Annotated in this window: 25 protein-coding genes and 2 tRNA genes; 14 read left to right on the forward strand and 13 right to left on the reverse strand. The window is 62.4% G+C overall.

The genetic code is table 11. The annotated features are described in order from the left end of the window. Positions 1 to 311: 311 nt before the first annotated feature. From dnaN to AC4CS3_RS06330, 11 genes are all read left to right on the forward strand, one after another. The gene (gene dnaN, locus AC4CS3_RS06280) at positions 312 to 1,436 is read left to right on the forward strand and encodes a DNA polymerase III subunit beta (protein WP_490782682.1); all 1,125 of its coding nucleotides are present in this window, start codon (positions 312 to 314) and stop codon (positions 1,434 to 1,436) included. Positions 1,437 to 1,454: 18 nt separating this feature from the next. Then, entirely contained in the window at positions 1,455 to 2,414 is a 960-nt protein-coding gene (gene gnd, locus AC4CS3_RS06285; RefSeq protein WP_490782683.1) for a phosphogluconate dehydrogenase (NAD(+)-dependent, decarboxylating), read from the forward strand. Positions 2,415 to 2,437: 23 nt separating this feature from the next. Next, positions 2,438 to 3,631, forward strand: a complete 1,194-nt coding sequence (recF, locus tag AC4CS3_RS06290) for a DNA replication/repair protein RecF (protein WP_490782684.1) — start codon at positions 2,438 to 2,440, stop codon at positions 3,629 to 3,631. Then, entirely contained in the window at positions 3,618 to 4,172 is a 555-nt protein-coding gene (locus tag AC4CS3_RS06295; RefSeq protein WP_234752970.1) for a DciA family protein, read from the forward strand. Before recF ends, AC4CS3_RS06295 begins: the two co-directional genes overlap by 14 nt. A gap of 396 nt (positions 4,173 to 4,568) precedes the next feature. Next, positions 4,569 to 6,644 (forward strand): DNA topoisomerase (ATP-hydrolyzing) subunit B, encoded by a 2,076-nt coding sequence (gene gyrB, locus AC4CS3_RS06300; RefSeq protein WP_272909602.1) that lies wholly within the window; start codon positions 4,569 to 4,571, stop codon positions 6,642 to 6,644. A gap of 63 nt (positions 6,645 to 6,707) precedes the next feature. Beyond that, positions 6,708 to 9,440: a DNA gyrase subunit A gene (gene gyrA / locus AC4CS3_RS06305; protein ID WP_490782685.1), complete on the forward strand. Its 2,733-nt coding sequence runs from the start codon at positions 6,708 to 6,710 to the stop codon at positions 9,438 to 9,440. Beyond that, the gene (locus tag AC4CS3_RS06310) at positions 9,437 to 10,132 is read left to right on the forward strand and encodes a DUF3566 domain-containing protein (protein WP_236813939.1); all 696 of its coding nucleotides are present in this window, start codon (positions 9,437 to 9,439) and stop codon (positions 10,130 to 10,132) included. The genes gyrA and AC4CS3_RS06310 overlap by 4 nt, the downstream gene beginning before the upstream one ends. 113 nt (positions 10,133 to 10,245) lie before the next feature. Next, positions 10,246 to 10,319, forward strand: a tRNA-Ile gene (locus tag AC4CS3_RS06315). Between the two features lie 57 nt (positions 10,320 to 10,376). Beyond that, positions 10,377 to 10,493: a DLW-39 family protein gene (locus AC4CS3_RS06320; protein WP_437771966.1), complete on the forward strand. Its 117-nt coding sequence runs from the start codon at positions 10,377 to 10,379 to the stop codon at positions 10,491 to 10,493. Between the two features lie 72 nt (positions 10,494 to 10,565). Beyond that, positions 10,566 to 10,641: transfer RNA gene (locus tag AC4CS3_RS06325), tRNA-Ala, on the forward strand. Between the two features lie 67 nt (positions 10,642 to 10,708). Further along, the gene (locus AC4CS3_RS06330) at positions 10,709 to 11,617 is read left to right on the forward strand and encodes a DMT family transporter (protein WP_490782686.1); all 909 of its coding nucleotides are present in this window, start codon (positions 10,709 to 10,711) and stop codon (positions 11,615 to 11,617) included. A 13-nt stretch (positions 11,618 to 11,630) separates the two neighbouring features. Here AC4CS3_RS06330 and AC4CS3_RS06335 read toward each other — a convergent pair whose 3' ends face one another. Together AC4CS3_RS06335 and AC4CS3_RS06340 are read right to left on the reverse strand one after the other, a co-directional pair. Next, a complete protein-coding gene (locus AC4CS3_RS06335; protein ID WP_490782687.1) occupies positions 11,631 to 12,515 on the reverse strand; it encodes a glycosyltransferase family 2 protein in 885 nt (294 codons plus the stop codon). A 122-nt stretch (positions 12,516 to 12,637) separates the two neighbouring features. Beyond that, entirely contained in the window at positions 12,638 to 13,618 is a 981-nt protein-coding gene (locus AC4CS3_RS06340) for a hypothetical protein (RefSeq protein ID WP_490782688.1), read from the reverse strand. Positions 13,619 to 13,771: 153 nt separating this feature from the next. Here AC4CS3_RS06340 and AC4CS3_RS06345 point away from each other — a divergent pair, with 153 nt between their 5' ends. Both AC4CS3_RS06345 and AC4CS3_RS06350 read left to right on the forward strand, forming a co-directional pair. After that, complete coding sequence (locus AC4CS3_RS06345) at positions 13,772 to 14,314, forward strand: peptidylprolyl isomerase (RefSeq protein ID WP_234752982.1); 543 nt, start codon at positions 13,772 to 13,774, stop codon at positions 14,312 to 14,314. A 21-nt stretch (positions 14,315 to 14,335) separates the two neighbouring features. Next, positions 14,336 to 15,205 (forward strand): rhomboid family intramembrane serine protease, encoded by an 870-nt coding sequence (locus AC4CS3_RS06350; protein ID WP_490782689.1) that lies wholly within the window; start codon positions 14,336 to 14,338, stop codon positions 15,203 to 15,205. Between the two features lie 15 nt (positions 15,206 to 15,220). Here AC4CS3_RS06350 and AC4CS3_RS06355 read toward each other — a convergent pair whose 3' ends face one another. The 11 genes from AC4CS3_RS06355 to AC4CS3_RS06405 all read right to left on the reverse strand — a co-directional run bounded on the left by AC4CS3_RS06355 (position 15,221) and on the right by AC4CS3_RS06405 (position 23,385). Further along, on the reverse strand, positions 15,221 to 15,691 hold the full coding sequence (locus AC4CS3_RS06355) for an SRPBCC family protein (protein WP_490782690.1): 471 nt from the start codon (positions 15,689 to 15,691) through the stop codon (positions 15,221 to 15,223). Then, positions 15,666 to 16,058, reverse strand: coding sequence for an ArsR/SmtB family transcription factor (locus AC4CS3_RS06360; protein ID WP_490782761.1), 393 nt, complete (start codon positions 16,056 to 16,058; stop codon positions 15,666 to 15,668). Before AC4CS3_RS06360 ends, AC4CS3_RS06355 begins: the two co-directional genes overlap by 26 nt. A gap of 826 nt (positions 16,059 to 16,884) precedes the next feature. Further along, complete coding sequence (locus AC4CS3_RS06365; RefSeq protein ID WP_490782691.1) at positions 16,885 to 18,240, reverse strand: FtsW/RodA/SpoVE family cell cycle protein; 1,356 nt, start codon at positions 18,238 to 18,240, stop codon at positions 16,885 to 16,887. Positions 18,241 to 18,381: 141 nt separating this feature from the next. Continuing rightward, positions 18,382 to 19,431: a cation diffusion facilitator family transporter gene (locus tag AC4CS3_RS06370; protein WP_490782692.1), complete on the reverse strand. Its 1,050-nt coding sequence runs from the start codon at positions 19,429 to 19,431 to the stop codon at positions 18,382 to 18,384. Continuing rightward, entirely contained in the window at positions 19,428 to 19,790 is a 363-nt protein-coding gene (locus AC4CS3_RS06375; RefSeq protein WP_490782693.1) for an ArsR/SmtB family transcription factor, read from the reverse strand. Before AC4CS3_RS06375 ends, AC4CS3_RS06370 begins: the two co-directional genes overlap by 4 nt. A 308-nt stretch (positions 19,791 to 20,098) precedes the next feature. After that, the gene (locus AC4CS3_RS06380; protein WP_490782694.1) at positions 20,099 to 20,701 is read right to left on the reverse strand and encodes a DNA-3-methyladenine glycosylase I; all 603 of its coding nucleotides are present in this window, start codon (positions 20,699 to 20,701) and stop codon (positions 20,099 to 20,101) included. A gap of 56 nt (positions 20,702 to 20,757) precedes the next feature. Further along, positions 20,758 to 21,453, reverse strand: coding sequence for an alpha-ketoglutarate-dependent dioxygenase AlkB family protein (locus AC4CS3_RS06385; protein ID WP_490782695.1), 696 nt, complete (start codon positions 21,451 to 21,453; stop codon positions 20,758 to 20,760). Further along, positions 21,450 to 22,070 carry a methylated-DNA--[protein]-cysteine S-methyltransferase gene (locus AC4CS3_RS06390; protein ID WP_490782696.1) on the reverse strand — a complete coding sequence of 207 codons (621 nt, stop codon included), beginning with the start codon at positions 22,068 to 22,070 and terminating at the stop codon, positions 21,450 to 21,452. Before AC4CS3_RS06390 ends, AC4CS3_RS06385 begins: the two co-directional genes overlap by 4 nt. Then, positions 22,067 to 22,582: an RNA polymerase sigma factor gene (locus tag AC4CS3_RS06395; protein WP_490782697.1), complete on the reverse strand. Its 516-nt coding sequence runs from the start codon at positions 22,580 to 22,582 to the stop codon at positions 22,067 to 22,069. Before AC4CS3_RS06395 ends, AC4CS3_RS06390 begins: the two co-directional genes overlap by 4 nt. Then, a complete protein-coding gene (locus AC4CS3_RS06400; RefSeq protein ID WP_490782698.1) occupies positions 22,582 to 23,091 on the reverse strand; it encodes a methylated-DNA--[protein]-cysteine S-methyltransferase in 510 nt (169 codons plus the stop codon). The genes AC4CS3_RS06395 and AC4CS3_RS06400 overlap by 1 nt, the downstream gene beginning before the upstream one ends. Positions 23,092 to 23,133: 42 nt before the next feature. Further along, complete coding sequence (locus tag AC4CS3_RS06405) at positions 23,134 to 23,385, reverse strand: cell division protein CrgA (protein ID WP_437771982.1); 252 nt, start codon at positions 23,383 to 23,385, stop codon at positions 23,134 to 23,136. Between the two features lie 310 nt (positions 23,386 to 23,695). On the opposite strand from AC4CS3_RS06405, the gene AC4CS3_RS06410 reads away from it, so the two are divergent. After that, on the forward strand, positions 23,696 to 24,424 hold the full coding sequence (locus tag AC4CS3_RS06410) for a class E sortase (protein ID WP_490782762.1): 729 nt from the start codon (positions 23,696 to 23,698) through the stop codon (positions 24,422 to 24,424). Positions 24,425 to 24,437 lie beyond the last annotated feature (13 nt).

Raw genomic sequence — 24,437 nt, forward strand, 5'->3', positions numbered from 1 at the left:
TTATCCACAGTTTCCACAGGGGTTATTAACACTACTAATCCCAAAAAAATGAATTCCCTCAAATAACAATCTCCTTCCGCCCACCCAACGACGCAGCCCGTGGCTGCTTCGAACCACAAGCCAGCAAGCCGGGGATGGGTTAATGCCCGAAGTTCCGGCTAAGCTGTCTGCATCGCGTCCATCCTCGGCGCTGCTTTGTAGTTCGCTCGCTGCGGACCATGCAGCTTTGGGTTCCGGGCGCTGGTTTTCGGGACTCCTGGGGGAGTTTCCGGTGGAACACTGGCAGCAGCAATGAAAGGCGGCACCCTTCCGTGAAGTTCAGAGTCGAGCGGGATGTCCTGGCAGAAGCCGTCACATGGACAGCCCGGTCCTTGTCTCCGCGGCCGCCCGTCCCGGTACTCTCAGGGCTCCTGCTCAAGGCAGAAGCCGGAACAGTGAGTCTCTCGAGCTTCGACTACGAGACCTCCGCCCGTCTTGAAATTCCAGCGGACATCACCACCGAGGGAACCATCCTGGTTTCCGGGCGCCTTTTGGCAGATATCTGCCGCAGCCTGCCCTCGGCTCCGGTCGACATCGAAACCGATGGCAGCAAGGTCACTCTCACGTGCCGTCGAAGCAGCTTCCATCTCGCCACGATGCCGGAATCCGAATACCCGCCGCTGCCGGCCCTTCCCGCCATCAGCGGAACCTTGCCCGGCGACGCCTTCGCCCAGGCTGTTTCCCAGGTCATCATCGCCGCAAGCAGGGATGACACCCTGCCGATCCTCACAGGTGTCCGGATGGAGATCGAGGATGACCTGATCACCCTCCTCGCCACGGACCGGTACCGCCTCGCCATGCGCGAAGTGCCCTGGAAGCCCGTCACTCCGGGAATTTCCACAAGTGCTTTGGTGAAATCCAAGACCCTCAACGAGGTGGCAAAGACCCTCGGTGGCAGCGGCGACATCCATCTCGCCCTGGCCGACGACGACAGCCGCCTGATTGGCTTCGAAAGCGGCGGACGCACCACCACTTCCTTGCTCGTCGACGGCGACTACCCCAAGATCCGGTCGTTGTTCCCGGACTCCACCCCGATCCACGCAACGGTCCAAACCCAGGAACTTGTTGAGGCCGTTCGCCGTGTGTCCCTGGTCGCCGAACGAAACACCCCGGTTCGCCTGGCGTTCACGCAGGGCCAACTGAGTCTCGACGCCGGTACCGGCGAAGACGCGCAAGCATCCGAGGAACTGGAAGCCCAGCTCAGCGGCGAAGACATCACGGTAGCGTTCAACCCTCACTACCTGGTGGAAGGCCTGAGCGTGATCGAGACCAAGTTCGTGCGTTTCTCGTTCACCACGGCACCGAAGCCGGCCATGATCACCGCGCAGGTCGACGCCGACGGCGATGACAAGGGCGACTACCGCTACCTCGTGATGCCTGTCCGCCTCCCCAACTAGCTAGCAGTTGATGTCGTTTTGGGGGCCCAGAACGACAACAAGTGCGAGTCAGTTGGGACAACACAACAACCAACGCAGAAAAGAGTTCACACCGTGCACATCGGACTGATCGGCCTTGGAAAAATGGGTTTCAACATGCGCGAACGCATGCGCAACGGCGGAATCGAGGTCACTGGCTTCGACCGCAATCAGGACATCGCCGACGTCGCGTCCGTTGATGAACTGATTGCTGCCCTTCCGACGCCACGCCTTGTCTGGGTCATGGTTCCCTCCGGCGACATCACCAATGCGGTGATCAGTGAACTCGGCGAGAAGCTTTCTGCGGGTGACATGGTGATCGACGGCGGCAACTCACGCTTCACCGAGGACCAGAAGCACGCTGCTTTCCTGGACTCCAAGGACATCCGCTTCGCTGATTGCGGTGTTTCGGGAGGTGTCTGGGGCCTGCAGAACGGCTACGGGCTCATGGCAGGCGGCGCGGACGAGGACATCGAACTCGCCATGCCGGTATTCGACGCCCTCCGCCCTGAAGGCGATCGTGCCGACAGCTTCGTCCACGTGGGCGGCGTCGGAGCGGGCCACTACGCGAAGATGGTCCACAACGGCATCGAATACGGTCTCATGCAGGCCTACGCCGAAGGCTACGAACTGCTCGCGGCAAAGGACATCATCAAGGACCTTCCCGGCACCTTCCGTGCTTGGCAAAAGGGCACGGTTGTTCGCTCCTGGCTGTTGGACCTCATGGTCAAAGCCTTGGACGAGGACCCGGGCCTGGCCTCCATCGGGGACTACGTCGAGGACTCCGGCGAAGGCCGCTGGACCGTTGAAGAAGCCATTGCCAATGCGATCCCGGCGCCGGCAATCACCGCTGCGCTCTTCGCCCGTTTCTCCTCCCGCGAGGACAACTCGCCAGCCATGAAGATGGTGTCAGCGCTGCGCAACCAGTTCGGCGGACACGCCACCCGTCCGGCCAACTAGGCCCCGGCCGACCAGCAGTACGCGTGTACCTCGAACATCTTTCGCTGACCGATTTCCGCAGCTACGCGCAGGTTGACCTCAAGCTCGGCCCCGGTGTCACGGTCTTGGTGGGATCCAACGGCATCGGCAAGACGAACCTCATGGAAGCCATCGGATACCTGGCTACCTTGAGTTCGCACCGCGTCAGTACGGATGCGCCCCTCCTGCGCTTCGGTACGGACCGCGCTTTGATCCGGGCCAAGCTTCTCCGCGGGGAACAATCGACGGTGGTCGAGCTCGAAATCAATGCCGGCCGTGCCAACCGTGGCCGGATCAACCGCGGAAATCCTGTGCGCGCCCGCGACATCCTGGGCATTTGCCAGACGGTGCTTTTCGCCCCTGAGGACCTTGCCTTGGTCAAAGGTGATCCGTCCAACCGCCGGCGGTTCCTCGACGAACTGCTGGTCAGCCTCATGCCGGTGCACGCGGCCACGCGCAGCGACTACGACCGCGTGCTCAAACAGCGCAACGCCTTGTTGAAATCGGCCCGCACCGGGAAATTCACCTCGGGCCATGAGGCAACGCTCGATGTCTGGGACCAGCATATGGCTCGGGCCGGCGCGGAACTCCTGCATGCACGGCTGGAACTCGTGGAACGGCTCCGTCCCCACCTCAAGAGCGCCTACGCGCAACTAACGGATGGATCCAAGGAAGCGGGAGCGGTCTACCGCTCCACCATCCAGGGCGTGTTGGATGACGACGGCGGGCCCGCCGAGGGTCTGACTGAAGGTTCAGAGGGGGTTGAGGACCTCCGCTTGCTGTCCGTGGAGCAACTCACCGAGCGCTACGTCCAGGCATTCGCAGCCTCGCGCCGCAAGGAGTTGGAACGCGGGATTTCCTTGGTCGGACCCCACCGCGACGAACTCGAACTGGTTCTCGGCCAGGCTCCGGCCAAAGGCTATGCCTCCCATGGCGAAACATGGTCCATGTGCCTCTCCCTGCGACTGGCCTCGTACTATGTCATGCTCGATGACACCCGTACCGGCGGTTCCGCCCCCATCCTCATCCTCGACGATGTGTTCGCCGAACTGGACGTGCAGCGCAGGCGTAAACTGGCTGCAATAGTGGCCGGCGCCGAGCAGGTTTTGGTGACGGCCGCCGTCGACGCCGACATTCCCGAAGAACTGGCGGGACGACGCGTGAAGGTTGTGCCCGGAGGCATTGATGGAGAAGGATAGCCCCGGCGGACGCCAGCCGGGCAGGGACCCTGACGAGATTGACGCTGCCCAATCAGCTTTGAACCGGATGCGCGAAGCCGCCGCCGCGCGCGGCGAAATCCGCCGCGCTGCCCCGCGGACAGGAGCCGCGCCTAAACGCAAGGGCGTCCGCGACACCCGAGGATTCAGCCAATTCCACGGCACGGGCCGGGATCCGCTCGGCCTGGGGAAGGTCGTCGGGAGGCTCGTGGCCGAACGCGGCTGGACGTCACCAGTGGCCGTCGGCTCCGTGATGGCCGAGTGGGATGCCCTGGTAGGACCGGAGATTTCCGCGCACTGCACCCCGGAGAGCTTTACCGACACCACGCTTCATGTCCGTTGCGATTCCACCGCCTGGGCAACACAGCTCAGGCTCCTGAGCACCAGCCTCCTGGACATGTTCCGAAGGGAACTCGGAGACGGCGTAGTGACGTCGATTCAAGTGCTCGCGCCCACCGCACCGAGCTGGCGCAAGGGCGGCCGAAGCGTCAACGGGCGGGGCCCCCGGGATACCTACGGGTAACTTCCCGGGCGCCCGTGTCTGCGCATTTGCTTGAACGGCGCACAGGGGCGAGAAACCTCCCCGGACCGTACAGCTCCCTAGAGGGTGCCGTTTTGGCAGCTTGCAGATGGGGCCAGCGGCCTCCCAGAGCTACTTTCCTGATCATAAGGGCCGGGTTTTGCAAGGAACTGCGCCCAGTCACGATAGAATCGGCATAGACAACTGGGCGCCGGTGAACGTTGATTGGCTCCGCTGAACAGCAATGTAAAAGCGGATCCGCTAATCACGAAGTAGCCGGCGTTAGCAGTGACGTCCCTGTTGGCGGCTGCCGTATCCCTGTGGTGTGTCCTGACGGACGTGCTTCCTTGGTGCGGTGACGGCCGGCGACCATCGAACACGGAGGAGTCGAAAGCGCCTGTGGCTAACGACAATGCAGAGACCTTGGCAGTAGATCCCGCGAAGGAGAACGCCCATAAGCCTGACACCCCCTCGGGGTCGAAGGAGTACGGTGCGAGTGACATTACCGTTCTTGAAGGTCTCGAAGCGGTGCGCAAGCGCCCGGGTATGTACATCGGATCCACAGGGCCGCGCGGCCTCCACCACTTGGTGTACGAAGTGGTGGACAACTCGGTGGACGAGGCCCTTGCCGGGTACTGCAGCCACATTGAAGTGACTCTCCAGGCCGACGGCGGCGTCAAGGTCGTGGACGATGGCCGTGGCATCCCGGTGGACATGCACCCCACCGAGAAGAAGCCGACAGTCGAAGTTGTCATGACCATCCTGCACGCCGGCGGCAAGTTCGGCGGCAGCGGCTATGCGGTCTCCGGTGGACTTCACGGAGTGGGTATTTCCGTTGTCAACGCGCTTTCGCGCAGGGTCGACACCGAGGTGCGTCGCCAGGGCCACGTTTGGCGGATGACCTTCGCCGACGGCGGCAAGCCACAGGGCGGACTCGTCCAGGGCGAAGAAACGGACCAGACCGGAACGTCCCAGACGTTCTACCCGGACGGCACCATCTTCGAAAGCACCGATTTCGATTTCGAAACCCTCCGCGCGCGATTCCAGCAGATGGCCTTCCTCAACAAGGGCCTGCGCATCACCCTCACGGACGAGCGTCCCGTCGCGGGAGCAGCCGACGATGACTTGGATCTTGACGCGGTTGCCACCGACGGCGAAGTGGCGGCAGAACACCGCACGGTGGTTTACCAGTACGACGACGGTCTGCTCGACTACGTGAAGCACCTGAACTCGAACAAGAAGGTGGACGTCGTCCACGAGGACGTCATCGCCTTCGAAACCGAAGACACCGAGCGGCACATCGCCGTCGAGGTCGCGATGCAGTGGACCACGGCCTATTCCGAGAGCGTGCACACTTACGCCAACACCATCAACACGCACGAGGGCGGCACGCACGAAGAAGGTTTCCGTGCCGCGATGACGTCGCTCATCAACCGCTACGCGCGCGAGAAGACGATCATCAAGGAAAAGGAAGACAATCTCACTGGTGACGACATCCGTGAGGGCCTCACGGCCGTCATCTCCGTGAAGTTGTCCGAACCCCAGTTCGAGGGCCAGACCAAGACCAAACTGGGCAACTCCGAGGTCAAGGGCTTCGTCCAACGGGTCGTTACCGACCAGCTTGGCGACTGGTTGGAACGAAACCCGGGCCCGGCCCGCGACGTCATCCGCAAGGCTGTCCAAGCGGCCCAAGCCCGTATGGCCGCCCGAAAGGCACGTGACAACGCACGTCGCAAGAGCCCCCTGGAATCCTTCGGCATGCCGGGCAAGCTGTCCGACTGCTCCTCGAAGGATCCCGCGCGCTGCGAGGTGTACCTCGTGGAGGGTGACTCCGCCGGTGGTTCGGCCAAGCGTGGCCGTAACCCCGAGACCCAGGCCATCCTGCCATTGCGCGGCAAGATCCTGAACGTGGAGCGCGCACGGCTGGACAAGGCCCTCGGCAACAATGAAGTCCAGTCCATGATCACGGCCTTCGGCACGGGCATCGGCGAGGACTTCGACATCTCCAAGCTGCGGTACCACAAGATCGTCCTCATGGCCGATGCCGACGTGGACGGCCAGCACATCACCACGCTGCTGATGACACTGCTGTTCCGCTACATGCGTCCGCTGATCGAGAACGGCTTTGTCTACCTGGCCCAGCCGCCGCTGTACCGCATCAAGTGGTCGAACGCCCCTCACGACTACGTGTACAGCGACCGTGAACGTGACGCCAAGCTGGTCTCCGGCCAAGCCGCCGGCCGTCGCATCCCGAAGGACAACGGCATCCAGCGCTACAAGGGCCTCGGCGAAATGGACTACACCGAGCTCTGGGACACCACCATGGACCCGGACCACCGCACGCTGCTGCAAGTCACCATGGATGATGCCCTGGCGGCGGACCAGACCTTCTCCGTACTGATGGGTGAGGACGTGGAATCGCGCCGGAACTTCATTCAGCAGAACGCCAAGGACGTCAGGTTCCTGGATATCTAGAGACTTCAAAGCCCCTAGGAATATTCCAGTACTGACATATACCTGAAACGGAAATCATAAACTATGAGTGAAGAAACACCCGAGGTTCCCGCCGAGTCGGCCGGCATTCCGGAACCCGTGCTTGAGGGCGATGTGCTGACAGACCGCGTAGACCAGGTGGACCTGCAGACGGAAATGCAGCGTTCCTACCTGGACTATGCCATGGCCGTTATCGTCGGCCGTGCGCTTCCGGACGTCCGTGACGGCCTGAAGCCCGTCCACCGCCGAGTGCTCTACGCGATGTTCGACGGCGGCTACCGACCGGACCGCTCCTTCAACAAATGTGCCCGCGTGGTGGGCGAGGTCATGGGCCAGTACCACCCGCACGGTGACACCGCGATCTACGATGCCCTGGTCCGCCTCATCCAGGACTGGACGATGCGCTATCCGCTTGCGCTGGGCCAGGGTAACTTCGGTTCCCCGGGCAACGACGGCGCTGCGGCTCCGCGATATACCGAAACCAAGATGGCCCAGCTGGCCATGGAAATGGTCCGCGACATCGACGAGGAAACTGTCGACTTCCAGGACAACTACGACGGCAAGAACCAGGAACCCACCATCCTGCCGGCGCGTTTCCCCAACCTGCTGGTCAACGGTTCCTCCGGCATTGCCGTCGGCATGGCCACCAACATCCCGCCGCACAACCTTCGCGAAGTCGCCGATGGCGTGCAGTGGTATCTGGCCAACCCGACGGCGAGCCGTGAAGAGCTGCTTGAGGCGTTGCTCGTGCGCATCAAGGGTCCGGACTTCCCGACCGGTGCCACCATCCTCGGCCACAAGGGCATCGAGGACGCGTACCGGACGGGCCGCGGCTCCATCACCATGCGTGCCGTAGTGAACGTCGAGGAACTCCAGGGCCGCACGTGCCTGGTGGTCACTGAGCTTCCGTACCAGGCAAACCCGGACAACCTTGCCATCAAGATCGCCGAACTGGTCAAGGACGGCAAGATCCAGGGCATCGCTGACCTCCGCGATGAGACGTCCGGCCGTACCGGACAGCGCCTCGTGATCGTGCTCAAGCGAGACGCTGTGGCCAAGGTGGTGCTCAACAACCTCTACAAGCACACCCAGCTGCAGGACAATTTCGGTGCCAACATGCTGGCGATCGTCGACGGCGTGCCCCGCACCCTGAGCCTGGACGCCTTCATCCGGCACTGGGTCGCCCACCAGATGAGCGTCATCGTCCGGCGGACCCGCTACCGCCTGCGCAAGGCCGAGGAAGAGGCGCACATCCTGCGCGCACTTCTCAAGGCCCTGGACATGCTGGACGAGGTTATTGCGCTCATTCGGGCCTCCAACACCACCGAGGCTGCCCGCGACGGCCTCATGGGGCTCCTGGACATCGACGAGCTCCAGGCCCGAGCCATCCTCGACATGCAGCTCCGCCGCCTTGCCGCGTTGGAACGGCAGAAGATCCAGGACAGGCACTCCGAGCTGGAAGCCATGATCACCGAGTTCAACTCGATCCTGGCCTCCGAGCAGCGCCAGCGCGACATCATCAGCCAGGAACTGGCTGAGATCGTGGCCAAGCATGGTGATGACCGCCGGACCCATATCCTTATGGGCTTCGACGGTGACATGTCCATGGAAGACCTCATCCCCGAGGAAGAAGTGGTGGTCACCATCACCCGCGGCGGATACGTCAAGCGCACCCGCAGCGACAACTATCGTTCGCAGCAGCGAGGCGGCAAGGGTGTCAAGGGTGCCCAGCTTCGCGGCGACGACGTCGTGGAGCACTTCTTCGTCACAACAACGCACCACTGGTTGCTGTTCTTCACCAATTTGGGCCGCGTGTACCGGGCCAAGGCGTACGAACTTGCCGAGGCCGGCCGCGACGCCAAGGGACAACACGTGGCAAACCTGTTGGCCTTCCAGCCGGACGAGCACATCGCGCAGGTCCTGGACTTGCGCGACTATGAGCAGGCCCCGTATTTGGTGCTCGCCACCAAGAACGGCCTTGTGAAGAAGACGCGCCTGGAAGACTACGACACCAACCGCACAGCCGGCGTCATCGCCATCAACCTTCGCGATGAGGACGAGCTTGTCTCGGCGCAGCTTGTGTCCGAGACGGACGATCTCCTCCTGGTTTCCCGCAAGGGCCAGTCGATCCGCTTCACGGCCACCGACGAGGCACTGCGTCCCATGGGGCGCGCCACCTCGGGTGTGACCGGCATGAAGTTCCGCGAAGACGACGAACTCCTCGCGGCCGACGTCGTCCAGGACGGCTCGTTCGTGTTCGTGGTGACCGAAGGCGGATACGCCAAGCGCACCGCCGTCGAGGAGTACCGGCTTCAGGGCCGTGGCGGCCTGGGCATCAAGGTGGCCAAGCTGCAGGAAGAGCGAGGCGACCTTGTCGGTGCGTTGATCGTCAACGAAGAGGACGAAGTTCTCGTGGTCATGGAGGGTGGCAAGATTGTCCGCTCCGCCGTGGCAGGTGTTCCCGCCAAGGGCCGTGACACCATGGGCGTCATTTTCGCGAAGCCTGACAAGAACGACCGCATCATCGAGGTGGCCCGCAACAGCGAACGCGGCCTCGAGGAGTCCGACGAGCAGGGCGAGGGCTCAGACGACGCCTCAAGCGTCAATAGGGTCGAAAATCCCGCCGGAGGAACGTCCGAGGCGGTCGATGACGTAACGTTGGCTGCAAACGGCGGCGCCGATCAGGCGACCGCGACGGCCGAATCGGGATCGGCCGCAGGATCCGGCAATGGGTCCGGCGTCGAGCTGAACGAAGACAACACCGGAGGTAACGAGTGAGCAATTCGGACTCATATCCCAAGCCGAGTACGGGTGTCCCTGGAGGATTGCGGCAACCGTCGGCTACTCCGCGGGTAGACGCACCGGCCCGTCCCCAGCAGCGCCCTGCGGCATCCGCTTCGGGTGCGGCAGGAACTGGCGCGGAGAGGGTCCCGGGTCAGCGCCCGGCCGTCCCCGGTCAGCGCCCCGCCGTCCCAGGCCAACGTCCCGCAGGGACGCAGCGCCCGGCGGGCCAGCGTCCCGCAGCGCCCGGCCAGAGGCCCGTGCAGGGCCAGCAGCGGCCAGCCCCCGGGGCTCCGGGGCTTGTGAAGCCGGCACCCAAGGCGAAAGTCCGCCGCGCCCGGCTGCTCGTCAGCAAGGTTGATCCGTGGTCCGTCCTGAAGATGGCGTTCCTGTTGTCCGTTGCCTTGGGCATCGTGACTGTGATCGCCGCAATCGTGCTTTGGACCGTCCTTGACCTCACCGGCATTTTCAACCAGGTGGACAGCCTTCTGGGCACTCTGGCCGGCTCGGAAAGCGGTGGCTTCGAACTCAAGAAGGTCGCCTCGCTCGGACAGGTTGCCTCCTTCGCCACCATCATTGCCGTGGTGAATGTTGTTCTGCTGACTGCCCTGTCCATGTTGAGCGCCGTGCTTTATAACATTGCCGCAACACTCGTGGGCGGCATTGGCGTGACCCTCACCGACGACTAACCCAAACGGTCGGAAATTGAAGGAAACTGCTGGAAAACAGTGGTGAAAATACCTCGATTTGAGATCGGGCCGGGATGTGCTGTAAAGTCATGTCTCGGCCCGAAGAGGTATCGGGGCGTATAGCTCAGGCGGTTAGAGCGCTTCGCTGATAACGAAGAGGTCCCAGGTTCAAGTCCTGGTACGCCCACGGAACCTGCACAGGTTTTGCTAAAGGTTCGGGAAACTGAACCGGAACGGGGTGCGTGTGAAGAAGTTGCTCGTAGTCGCAGCTGCAATCGCAGGCGTCCTGCTCTACAAGAAAGTGCAGGAAACCGAAGCCCGGAAAACGGTCTGGAGCAAGGCAACCGACACGGTTGACTAGCGAAGGCGCCCAGTCTGGAAATGGTGAAAACCATCGAGGGAACTAGGGTAGTATGGATGGGTTGCTTCTTATGGGGGCATGGCGCAATTGGTAGCGCACCTGCTTTGCAAGCAGGGGGTTCGGGGTTCGAGTCCCCGTGCCTCCACCATAAGAAAGAGTCCCGGTCAGAAATGACCGGGACTCTTTGCTTTAAGCCGCCCCACTAAGGTTGAAATGTGAACTTTATTGTTGCTGCTTTGGGTGTGCTCGGCGTCGCATCTTCCGGACCCCTCATCGCCGGAACGCTTGGAGCTACTTCCGTCACCGCACTGGCCATCGCCTTCTGGCGCAACGCAATCGCCGCCGTCGTGATGGCCTCGCCGGTCCTGATCCGTGAACCGCGCCAGTTCCGCAAGATCACCCGCAAGGAGTTCACCTGGTCTGCTGTCGCAGCAGTGGCACTGGCTTTCCACTTCGCCTGCTTCATCACCGCGCTCCAGCTCACGTCAGTCGCTGCCGCCACCGCCTTGGTCTGCCTGCAATCAGCATGGATCGCCGTTTTCCAGCTCCTCCGCGGCACCAAGCACCGCTGGCCGGTCCTCGTGGGCCTGGGTATCGCGCTGGGCGGCGTCGCGGCCATCACGGGCTTCGATATGGGATCCTCCCCGAAAGCCCTCCTTGGTGACATCCTGGCCCTCGCCGGAGGCGCGCTGGCCGGCCTGTATACCTTGGCCGGAGGCAAAGCCCGCCAGAGCATGGGCATTGGAACGTACACGACGCTTTGCTATGGGCTCTGCGCGGCCATCGTCGCTGTGCTGGCCCTCACGGGCGGCCAGCCTCTTGTAGGGTTCGACGCCGGCGGCTGGCTGGGGATCGTGGCCATCACCGTGTGCGCGCAACTAGTGGGCCACACCGCGTTCAACCATCTCCTGGCGACCATGAGCCCGCTGCTGGTGTCCATGATCATCCTGCTGGAGATTCCGGGCGCAGCCCTGCTCGCTGCGGTCTTCCTGCACGAGACCCTGCCGGCCGGTACCTACGCGGGACTCGCCTTAATCCTGGTTGGACTCGCCGTCGTCGTCGCCGGTCAGCGGCGGGGCAAGGGCGACGCCGAGGGCAAGATCGCCGAGCTCGGTGCTGACTGAGCTGTATTCGCGGCTACAGGCCGCCGCGGCGGACGCCTTGGCCCGCATTGGCCGTGTGGATGGCCCGGAGAAGCTTGGCCGGGAAGTAGACGGAGAAGAACACCACCATGGGGGCCTTCAGGGCCATCTTCTTGACGTTGTGGGCCTTGTAGGTGCGGTCGAAGCGGGTCACGTAATAGCGGTAGTCGCGCGGTGAATCCTCGAGCCTGCGCGCAGACATGCCCGACACCATCTGCGGCCAGTACTGCACCCTCAGGTCGTGGTCGGCAAGATGCAGGGAAAGATCGATGTCCTCATGCATCTCGTCCCTCTCATCCAGGCAGGTTTCCCCGCGGATGGTTTCCCAGGCGGAACGGCGAAGGGCCATGTTTGATCCAAAAAGGAAGTGGTACTGGTGCTTCGCAAGCCGAAGCATGAGCTGGCGCATTTTGTCGTCGGCCTTGAGTCCGAATCGACGCATGGGCATGTCGTAGTAGACCACCGGACCCGTTGCCGCCTGCACGGAGGGATCGGCGAAAGCCTTTTGCACCTGCTCAACCCAATCGGGTTCCACAACGGAGTCGGCATCGATCCGGCCGAGGATATCCGAGGTGGCGCTATTGAGGCCAAAGTTGCGTGTGGGGATGAGTCCCTGCGCCTCGTCCTGGCTCAGCAGGATGATGGGGCTCTCCGGGTATTCCTGCTGCATCTGCTGGACGATCTGTGCAGTGCGATCCGTGGACCTGTTGTCCACCACGATGATCTCGTCCGCAGGTACCGACTGGTAAATGGCCGCGATCAGGCATTGCCGTATGACGCTTTCCTCGTTGTACGCCGGGATGATGATTGAAACGCTCGGCTTCACGGGTGCGACGGCTGCGCTGGTGGCTGCATCTACGAAAGATCTATCGGTTGGCATCTCCATAAATCTAACATCAGGGCGGTGTTCCTAGAGGAAGCCTCCGGTGACAAGTGGCCAAACAATTGGAGGGACCCCGGCGAACCGGAATCCCTCCAACGTGGAGCGAATATGGCCTTCGCCTAGGCCTCGTGCTTGCCGGCTTCGTCCGTTGCTGCCTGGTCCTTGGCCGCTTCGTCCTTGTGGAGGCTGGCGGCGATGTTCTTAACCGCGGTCTTGGCGTCGGTTGCCACCTTGGCTGCGGTGTCCGTAGCATCCTCGACAACGTGCTTTGCCTTCTCGGCTACGATTTCGGCTTTGTCAGCTACGTTGAGTTTCACGTCGTCAACCGTGTCAGCTACCTTAGTGGCGGCCTCGTTGGCCTTGTCGGCAACTTTCTCGGCTGCCGCTGCGGCCGGGACAGGTGATGGCGCAACCGGAACCGGAGTCTTCCACGGGTCCTCCACCGGGCGGCTGGCCTTCCACGCGGCGACGCCGGCCGCGGCAGCTGCTGCCACAATCGTGAAGATCAGAAAACCCCGCTTTTTGGGCTTGCGGGTCCTGGCGAGTTCTTTCGAGACTGTTTTTGATGCTTCCCCGGCAGCGGCTTTCAGCTGGGCCCCTGTGGCTTGTGCTTGTTCCTGCAGATTGTGAACCACTCCCGAGTCCACCAGCTTCTGGGCGACGGCGTCCACCTGCGCGGGCGCATTCTCAAGGGCTTGGTGGACCACCACGGAGGCTTGCCCGAGCTGCTCTGAGAGCTTGGGCAGGTACTCCTCAACAACTTTGTCCCGGGCGTGGCTGAGCGCCGGGGTGGCTTTGTTAAGGGCTTCCTGGATCTTGGGCGAGGCGTCCTCGACGACGTCGTGGATCTTCGGTGCGAGGTTCGCCAAGCCTTCCTGGAGCTTCGGCGTGACGGTTGCAACGCCGTCGGCGAGGTTGTACGCAGCTGACTTCAGGCCTTCCTGAAGCTTCGGCGAAGCGGTGTCGATTCCGTGCTGGATGCGGGGAACCGCCCAGTTCACAGCTGCTTCGACGCGCGGTGTCGCCCAGTCCTTGGCATTTTCGACACCATTCGCAACGGTGTGTTCAAGTTCGCGGGCAATCCGGTCCGATTTCTTCACAACTACCTCCCGATCAACATGCTCGTTTGTTGTTAGCCTACGTCGCTTGGTCGGCACCGGCTATTCATCCAGCGGATTCATGGAAGATTTCACCTAGCGCGGAACCGCCTTCCTGGCCGCCTCGGCGTTGACCCTGCGTGAAACAATGGCGACATGACCATCGCAACCGCAAAAGCAACTTTCCACACGAGCCTCGGTGACATCGTGGTTGACCTCTTCGGCAACCACGCGCCCAAGACGGTCGCCAACTTCGTTGGCCTGGCCACAGGCGAAAAGTCCTGGACGCACCCGGAGACCGGTGAAGACAAGACCGGTACCCCGCTATACGACGGCACCATTTTCCACCGCATCATCAAAGACTTCATGATCCAGGGCGGCGATCCCCTCGGTCGCGGCATCGGCGGACCGGGCTACAAGTTCGACGACGAGATCCACCCGGAACTCAACTTCAACGCCCCTTACAAGCTGGCCATGGCCAACGCCGGCGTCCAGATGGGCAAGGGCACCAACGGTTCCCAGTTCTTCATCACCACCGTCAACACCGACTGGCTTTTCGGCAAGCACTCCATCTTCGGTGAGGTTGCTGACGAAGAGTCCAAGAAGGTTGTAGACGCCATCGAGGCTGTCCGCACCGGCATGGGCGACCGTCCTGTTGAAGACGTCGTCATCAACAGCATTGACATCGTCCAGCTCTGATCCGCGGAGCCTGAACAGCATATGAGTTACGGAATCCCGGCGGCAGAGCCGTCAGCAGACATTCCGGTGTGCCCCAGGCACCCGGACAGGCCCTCCTATGTGCGGTGCCAGCGTTGCGGGCGTCCTGCATGCCCCGAGTGCCAGCGGGCGGCCGCCGTCGGGTTCCAATGCATTGACTGCGTTAATGAAATGAAGCGTTCGACGCCGGCGGTGCGTTCCGCCTATGGCGGCGCCGTCGCGGCCGGACGTCCTCTGGCGACGTACATACTCATCGGGCTGTGTGCCCTGGTGTACGTGCTGCAATGGCTGATTCCCGGCGATGTCGTGGAGAATCAACTCGCTTTCGCGTCCGTCTACGCCGCTCCGCAATACGGGGCCTTCGAACCCTGGCGGATGCTGACCAGCGCTTTTGTCCACTCACAGGGCTTTGTGCTGCACATCGTGCTCAACATGTACATGCTCTGGATTTTCGGCCAGGTGCTGGAGCCCGTCTTGGGGCGCATCCGCTTTTTGGCCGTTTACCTGTTGTCCGCTATTGGCGGCTCTGTCGGTTTCCTGCTTCTGACGCCTGTTTTGCCTCCCACTGGAGTGGAAGGTGCGTCCGGCGCGATCTTCGGCCTCTTTGGCGCACTGTTGGTAGTTCAAAGCCGGCGCGGCGGAGACACCCGGCAGCTGTGGATCCTTATTGCCATCAACGGCGTGATTGGCTTCGTTGTCCCCGGCATCGCCTGGCAGGCTCACTTGGGCGGCCTTGTTACGGGCGGCTTGTGTGCCGCCGTGATTGCCTTTGCTCCGCGTGGACCGCGCCAGGCGCTGTTGCAGACCGCCGGGATGGCCCTGGTGGCCGGAGTCCTGGTCCTGGCCACCGTCCTTCGGGCCACGGCGGGCTAACAGCTCCTTAGCTCTTTACCCCAGGAGCTCCTCCAAGCGGTCCATCGACTCTTTGATGCCCGCATCCATGCCGCTGGCTACTGCCATGTCCCGGGCCTCTACGGAGGGAAACACGGAACGCTGCACCACACGTGTGCGGCCTCCGAGGTCTTCAAACCTGGTGGTGTCCAACGTGACTTGCCCAGGGGCGCCATCGAATTCGAAGGTCTGGATGATCCGCAGTGGCTCCTGGACCTCGTGGAAGACCCCGCGGAAACCGAACTCGTTGCCCTGGCCGTCCGCATGCGTATAGCGGTAGCTGCCGCCCGTCCGCGCGTCGTAGGATTCCAGGCGCATTTCCAGGCGACGCGGACCCAACCATTTGACGACGAGTTCGGGGTCCGTGAATGCCTGGAACACGCGCTCCGGTGCGGCGTCGAAGTCGCGGCTCGTGTCGATGAACGGCGTGCCCGCCGCGACATCAATGGTTGTTGTGTTGGTGCTCATTGTCCTTCTCCTCTTCCGGATTGTCCTTTTGGGTTGTGCTGGCCAATAGTTCGTCCAGTCGGGCGAAACGTTCCTCGGCCTGAAGACGGTAGTTCTCGATCCACTCGGCCAAGGGACCCAGCGCCGCGGTGTTCAAGTGGCAGGGACGGCGCTGCGCTTCCCTGCTCCTCGTGATGAGCCCCGCGCCCTCGAGCACTTGTAGATGCTTGGAGATGGCTTGGAGGGTGACTGTGAAGGGCTGGGCGATCTCATTGACAGTGGCATCGCCCAGGGCCAACCGTGCCAGGATCTTGCGCCGGACAGGATCGGCGAGGGCCATGAACGCCCTGTTGAGCTGGTCTTCCGGATCCAGCACCGCTGTACCCATCGTGTCCGGCATGCGTGTCCCCTGCCCGGCTCCAGGCTCAAGCATTGCGGACATCCGAGTCTTCCGCAGTACTCAAGCAAGTGGTTTATCAACTAGATCATTGAATAATGCCAGCTTAAAACTGTGCACTGAGTACGTCAAGACCCCTTGGATAGGTTTTCCACAGGGGTTATCCACAATGTGCGTAACTTACAAGTGTGTAGTTCGATGCTGAATGGACTCTTTGGAGCGAGATGGCAGGGGCTGCACTTTCCTCTGGGGACTAACATCCACACCTGTGGATAACTTTTGCCCACGCGCCTGTGGGTATGTGGATAAGGAGTGCGTTTTCCGGGCGCGTGTGGACAACCTCCGCATTAGGAGCTGCAACAGCGCAGTATCAACAGAGTTATCAACATTGTTAATAACTCACAACACTGTAGTTCTGTGTTTTGCCTGCACCTTGAGGCCCGCCGTTCTGGGAGTTTTCCACTCTGTGGGCACAGCTTTTCCCCAACTGTGGATAACTTGTGGGTAGCTGCCTGTTGTTAAGTGCGTAACTCCGGGGCCTCGTGCGGCAGCGGTTGTGGGAAGCGGATTTTGATCGCTGCAAATTTCTGCTTTGCAACCGCCACTGCGGTGGTCCGCGACGGCGGTCGCTCACCCCACGACTTCGGCCAGCTGGGTCCCTGAGAGGCCGGGGCCGAGATCGACGTGTGCACGGTCGAGGACGCCGAGCGCCTCGTCGACTATAAATGCCATTCCCAGATCATGCCACCGCTTTCAAGCCGATCCCGAAACGCTCGCCGAGACACGCACGCCTGGCAGCCCGAATCGCGGACCGGCGTCAGACCGGAACGTGTTCGGTCTGGGAAGCAACTGTTTGGGGCCTGCGGGCTGCGTCACTGATCCGCAACAGCAGGGCGACGATGATCCAGTTGGCCAGGAGGGAGGACCCGCCCGCTGAGAGGAACGGCGTCGTCAGCCCCGTGAGGGGAATAAGGCGGGTGACGCCTCCGATAATGATGAAGCACTGGAGGGCCATGGAGAATGCCAGCCCGCAGGCAAGGAGCTTCCCAAAGGCATCCCGAATGCCCAGTGCGGCCCGGAATCCCCTCGTGAAAAGCAGCAAGTAAAGGAGAACGATCGCGAACAGCCCGATCAGGCCGAGTTCTTCACCGAGGGAAGCGATGATCATGTCGCTGTTCGCGAAAGGCACCAGGTCCGGGCTTCCGAGCCCGAGGCCCTTGCCGATCAGGCCGCCGTCGGCCATTCCGAAGAGCCCCTGGACAATCTGGGCGCTACCTCCGGGGAAGCGCGTGAAGACCTGGGGGTCGAAGGCATTGATCCAGGCGTCAATGCGCAAGCCGACATGGGAAAAGATCTTCGCTGCCGCATATCCGCCCACGAGCATGAGTACGACGCCGAGGACGAGCCAGCTGGCCCGGCTCGTGGCAACGTAGATCATCACGATGAAAAGGCCGAACAGCAGTATGGACATGCCGAGATCGTGCTGGAAGACCAGTACGCCAACGCTCGCGGCCCAGGCAGTGATCATCGGCCCGGTGTCCTTGATTCTGGGGAACTGCAGGCGTCCGAATTTCCTGCCGGCCAGCAGGATCAAGTCCCGGTTGGAGGACAAGTAGCCCGCGAAGAAGACGGCGAGTGTAATCTTCACGATCTCGCCGGGCTGGAACTGCAGGGAACCGAGGCGTATCCAGACATTCGCGCCGTTGATATCGCCAGCCGAAATGCCTGGCACGAGGGGAAGGATAAGGAGGGCGGCGCTGACCGCAAGTGCAATGAAGGTGTACCGGCGCAAAAGCCGGTGGTCCTTCAAAAGCCACAAAACGGCGGCCGCGACCAGGACCGAGACGATCGTCCATGTGAGCTGATTGGCCCCGGCAGTCGTACCGTTTGAGGCATCCAAGCGTTTGATCATGGCGATACCGAGGCCGTTCAAAGCCACCACAATCGGAAGGATCACCGGATCCGCATACCTTGCCTTGAACCGCAGGACAAAGTGGAAGATCCCGGCCAGCGCAGTCAAGGTACCCGCCTGAAGCCAGAATCCCACGTCAAGGGCTTCTTTCTTGTCCACGCTGGTCATTGCAAGGGCACCAATGCCGACGCCTAGTGCCAGCACCAACAGCACCATCTCCACGTTTCGGCGCGGCTTCGCCAGAATCGCTTGCTGGCTCATGGGCATCTTCTTTCGTGGATTCCGGACGGCCTGGCGGGTCCGGTTCGGTGGCTCAAGGTCAGGTCAGTGGCTCAACATAAGGTTCAGTGGGCCATCATAGCCGCAGCGACTGGGCGGCGGTTGGGAACAGGATCCGGTCAATCAACGGCCAGCTTCCGTAACGGTCTGTATCACCATGTCGTCGAGCTTAGGCAGCGCGCGCCCAAGCCGATGCCTGGTCTCGCCGACAGTTGCTTCCACCGCTGACAGGGCGGCGTCGGCGACGACGATCGTTGCTGCGCCCTGCAGGCGATGGCCGACCCAACGCAGTTGCAGCTTCGGCACGGAGAGAACGCCCGGTGTCGTTTCCAACACCGCCTGGGCGCCGTCGAGCAGATCCGGTTCTATACCGTCCATCAGGCGTCGTCCGATACTGCGTACCGTGCCCCAGAGCAGGACGATGATGGCCGCCGAAATCATCAGGCCGACAATCGGGTCCGCCAAAGGGAAGCCGAGCATCACGCCGCCGGCGCCAAGCACCACAGCGAGGGAGGTGAATCCGTCAATGCGTGCATGCACGCCGTCGGCGACCAATGCAGCGGAGCCGATCTGCCGGCCGACCCTGATCCGATAAACGGCCACAATTTCATTGCCCGCAAAGCCAATGAGTCCGGCCGCAAGTACCCACCACAGATTGTGCAGGGATTGCGGATGGAACAGGCGATCGATGGATTGCCACGCGGCGACCACCGCCGAAAGCGCGACCACGCCGACAATGAACAGTCCGGCAAGGTCCTCCGCCCGCCCGTATCCATAGTTGTAGCGTCGAGTTGCCGCACGACGTCCCAGAATGAATGCAATCCACAGTGGCACTGCGGTGAGTGCGTCCGAGAAGTTGTGGATGGTGTCGGCCAGCAATGCGACGGAGCCGCTGATCAGGACCACCAGGAACTGCAGGACGGTGGTTCCAAGGAGTATGAAAAGACTGATCTTCAGTGCCCGGACGCCCTGTGTACTGGACTCAAGCGCGTCGTCGATTGAATCGGCGGCATCGTGGGTGTGCGGGACGAAAAGCTCATACAGCCACCCCTTGAGCCCCTTGTGGTGCTCGTGCGAGTGTCCGTCATGGTCATGGTCATGGTCGTGGTCGTGGTCGTGGTCGTGCACGTGCACGTGGTCCTCGTGATGACCAACTTGCTGGTGACCGCTCATGCCGATTCCTGTTCTGCGCGGTGGTGGGCAGGAGTACCGCCCAAGGCGTGTTCTGCTTGGAATATTGCATCCGCGACCAACTGGCGGGCGTGCTCGTTCTCGAGGCGGTACATGACCCTGGTTCCGTCCTGTCGCGTGGAAACCATTCTCGCCAAGCGCATTTTGGCAAGGTGCTGCGACACTGCGGCCGGGGACTTGCCTACGAGGTCCGCCAGCGCTCCGACGGCCATCTCGCCGTTCCGGAGCGCGAGGACGATCCGGACCCTCGTGGCGTCAGCCAGCATCGCGAACACTTCCACAGCCAATTCCACGTATTGGCTGTCGACGCCCAGCGAGCAAGAACTATTATCTGCATTCATACGCAGATTCTTTCACACATCCCGACGAAACCCACATCGAGGGCCCGGGATGGCGAACCAGAGGCCGATGAGGCGCAGCGATCAGCCAGGCCAGAATGAAGTTCTCAATACCTCGGGAGTGAACTCTCAGTGAACCCGCGGACACTATCCACAGCCTTGTGCACACTGGGTAAAACGACAGGTCCAAGGCGTGAGGGTCCGGTTTTCACCTGAATGTCGGGGATCCTGACTTCATGTACATGGATGTCCACATGAATTGTCCACAGCTGTGGATAAAGTTACGCACTTCTGTGGAAAGCGGGTGGGTATCAGAGCCAAACTCCGGAGCTGCCCCGACGGTGGCTGTCAAGAAGATGGGTATCGATCATCCCGATCGCCTCCATCAGCGCATACATGGTGGTGGGGCCAACGAAAGCGAAGCCCTTCTTACGCAGGGCCTTGGACAGAGCAATTGACTCCGGCGATTGGGTGGCGACGTCGGCAAACGTACGCGGTTCCGGGGTCGACTCCGGTTGGAACGACCACACGAAGTCCACCAACCCGCCCTCGCTCCGCAAGGCGATGGTGGCGTTGGCGTTGGCGATGGCCGCACGGATCTTAAGGCGGTTGCGCACGATTCCCGAATCCTGCATCAGCCGTTCGACGTCGGCCTCCGTGAAAGCCGCGACGCTTTCAGGGTGGAAGTCCAGGAAAGCGGACCGGAATGCCTCCCGCTTGCGCAAGATGGTGGCCCAGGACAGGCCCGCTTGGAATCCCTCGAGGCTGATGCGCTCATACAAGCCCCGTTCGTCCCGGACGGGCATGCCCCACTCGTGGTCGTAGTACTCGCGCATGAGCGGGTCAACGGATGCCCACGGCGGACGCGCAAGGCCGTCGTCGCCAATGATGGTGCCGTTCTCAGGCGGGTTCATAGGTGTTCCTCCACAGGGAGCCGGGCAAAAGCTGTTGTTGACATTGTGCCTCCGTCCTACGACATTCCCGTGACACGCATGGTGATGTTGATCCGCCCCCGCGGCAGCCCGCAGCCTTCGGGAGCGGTTCCGGGGAGCACTTTGGTGACTCCGTGGTACGCAAAACGGGATTCGCCACCGAACACGAAGAGGTCTCCTGAGGAGAGTTCGACGTCGGTATACGGCTTGGTGCGCGTCTCCGTGTTTCCGAAGCGGAAGACGCAACTGTCTCCGATGCTGAGCGACACCACAGGGGCCCGGGACCTTTCGTCCTTGTCCTGGTGCATCCCCATCTTGGCGGCCCCGTCGTAGAAATTCACCAGCGCAGTGTCCGGCGTGTAGCCGGCGGCTTCGGCGGCGTCGCCGTGGGCCTCGAAGAGCGCTTTGCGGCCCAGACGCACCATCCAGTCAGGAAAGTCGAGGACCCGCCGCCCGTTGACGTCAAAGGCCTCGCGTGTGTACCGATAGGGCTGCCAGTGCCAGCCGAGGCAGACCGTCCGGACGGACATCGGGTGCCCGCCTGGAAGGACGGCGGCGCGCAAGGGGACGGGACCCCGCGTCCACTCTTCGAAACGGGCTGCGATCCACTGTTGCTGCTCAAGGCTCAACCAGCCCGGAACGTGAACCGCGCCGGGCGCGATCTCCCGGGGACCGGCGTCGGGCGGGTCCGGCAACTCAAGCGGAAACAGCGGCTCTGTCCACCCTGAACTCATGCTGCCTCGAGCGCCAACAGGGCTCGTTTGGCTTCCGTGCCGCCGAGGTAGTTGCCAAACGATCCATCGGATTTCACCACCCGGTGGCAAGGAACAATCACCGGCAGCGGGTTGGTGGCGCAAGCAGTGCCGACGGCGCGCACGGCTCGCGGACTTCCGGCCGCCAAGGCCACTTGCGCGTAGCTTTCCGTGTGGCCGTAAGCGATTTGCGGCAAATGTTCCAGGACGCTGAGCCGGAACCCGCGCGAAAGGCTGAAATCCAGGGGGAGGTCGAACTGGTGCCGGGTCCCGGCGAAGTATTCGTCCAGTTCGCGGGCAGCCGGATCCAGGCGGCTCGGTGAGAAAAGGATCCGCGGACTGAGCTTTTCCGCGAGCAGCTGCAGTACGGCGTCGTGGTCTTCCACTTCGAATGCCACGCGTACCATGCCGCGCTCGGTGGCCGCAAGGAGCAGTTTGCCGATCGGGGAATCCACCGTGCGGTAGGCAATGTCGAGGGCGTGCTGCTCCGCTGCAGCCGCTGTGAGGCGGTCGTGGAGCCGCCGCATGACAGCCGGCTCCACGGAATCGAGGGGTGCGAGGAGTTCGGAGACGTCCTGTTCGTCGTGGTGGATGGTCATGGCGTTTCTTCTTTCACGTAGCTCAAGGAGCTGTCGGAGCTGTTTGAGAGAATGGCGCGCAACGCCTTGACGCCGTCGGCTCCCGCTCGACGCGCGGCATCGGGGGTTCCGCCGAGGAGCCCGGCGACATCCTTGTAGGGGAGCCCGGCAAGGTAGTGGTACGCCACCGCCCGGCGCTGCTTCGGCGGAAGCTGCCCGACGGCGTCGAGCACCTCCCGGTGGCCGTCGCCGGGGATTCCGAGACCCGACGGTCGCACGGGCAGTTCGTCCACCGGAACCGGCTGGCGGTTCCTTGATCGGACGATGTCGATGGATTTGCGGTGGGCGATCGTCACGAGCCAGGCCTGGACGTTGGCACCGGCCGGAAGTTCCGGGTAGGCCTTCAACGCGGAGAGGAAAGTCTCGGACCAGCCGTCTTCCGCGTCGTGGACGCCGAGAACCGCGCGGCACACGCGCAGGACCGTGGGTCCGTGCTCCCGGACGACCAGCTCGAACGGCTTCTTGGGCTCCATTAGAAGAGCTTGCTTTCCTTCGCCGCAGCTGGTTCTTCGAGTTCCAGGAGGAACCGTTTGTTGTCGAGGCCGCCGGCGTATCCCGTGAGCTTCCCGTCGCGCCCCACCACCCGATGGCACGGGACGATGATGCTCAATGGATTGCGGCCAACTGCCGAGCCGACGGCCTGGGAAAGGTTGAGATCGCCCAGTTCAGTGGCCAGTTCTCCGTAGCTGACGGTTTCCCCGTACGGAATTTCTTCGAGCCTTGCCCAGACCCGCTGCTGGAACGGATTCCCTGAAGCCTTGAACGGCACGTCGAACACGGTCCGCTCGCCAGCCAGGTATTCGCCGAGTTCAACGGCAGTTTGGTGGAACAGGGGATCCTCGGCCGGGACGGCTTCACCGAAGAATTCCGAAGGCGGCATATGCCAATGACCCTCGAAGAAAATGCCGGTCAGCTGATCGTCCCGGGCAGTCAGTGTGAGCCGGCCCAGCGGGGAATCAATCGTTGTGTGCCTGGTGGTCATGTCTAGTAGACGCTGCAGGCGGCGGAAATGTGAGGTCGCCGCTCAGGAACGCCAGCGCGTGGTCATGAGGAAGCCAACAATTGCGATGCCGAAACCTGCCACGATGTTCCAGGACGCCCATGCGGCCACGGGAAGCTGGCCGCTGGTGATGTAGAAGGTGATGATCCACAGCAGGCCGATGATCATGAGACCGAACATGACGGGCTTGTACCAGACGGGGTTCGGCTTGTACTGCTGTGCGGTGGCCGCTTCGGTGGGGCGGGCGGCCCTCTTGCGGGGCTTGGACTCGGGCACGGTTCCTCCTTGGCCGGCTGAATGAAAGGCCGCGCGCCAGCTTGATATCCTGCAGGAAGGAAAATTCCAGCGGTCAACGCGCACGCGGCAATTCCGGGGTTCGTTCTAGCAGTCAAGTCTAGCCGGATTTCGGAGGCTCCTCGTCGTCGGGCATCCGCGCCTGCAAAGAGGAGATCCAGTGGCGCAGCAGCAGACGCAGCAAGCCGCTGCCGTGCCGGACGACGGTACAGGAACCGGCGCGGAGGATCCCCGCACCAGGGGACACAAGCCGCGGTCGGCGAGGCGCAAGGGACGGTCAAGCACGGGGGACATTGTGCGCAAAATCGTCCAGATCGTGGGCGAGTTGCTCGTCACCGCGGGACTCATCCTGCTGCTCTTTGTGGCTTGGGAACTGTGGTGGACCAACGTCGAAGCCGACGCCAAGCAAAGCCAGGCCGTCCAGGGTTTTGCGAAGAGTTTTGCGGGACCGGTGGCGCCCGTTGCCCCTGCCAACCCTGCTGCACCGCTGGACTACGGGAAGCCCGTGGTTGCCGAGGCTCCTGAGCACGGCGGCATGATCGGCATCATGTACATTCCTCGATTCGGCCCGGATTATTCGCGGCCCATCATCGAGGGAACCGGTTCCGACATTCTGGACACGCTGGGCCTTGGCCATTACGGGACCACAAGCATGCCGGGAGCCCCGGGCAACTTCGCCGTCGCGGGGCACCGCCAGACCCATGGCGCAGTGCTGGACAACATCCATCTCCTGGTACCGGGCGACAAGATATATGTGCAGACCAAAGACGGTTACTACACATACGTTTTCCGCAACAACCAGATCGTGCTGCCTTCCCGGACGGACGTCCTTCTTCCGGTTCCCACACAGCCCGGTGCGACGCCCACCGAAAGCTACCTGACCATGACCAGCTGCAATCCGCGCTTCGGTGCGCAAGAACGCATCATCGCTTACTCCGTTCTGGAGAGCTGGCAGCCGGCATCCGCCGGGCCACCACAGGACATCGCCAAGCAAGTCGCCCAGACGGCCGGAAAGGGTTAAGCCATGTACGGAT

The sequence above is a fragment of the Arthrobacter sp. SE2 genome (assembly GCF_058244265.1).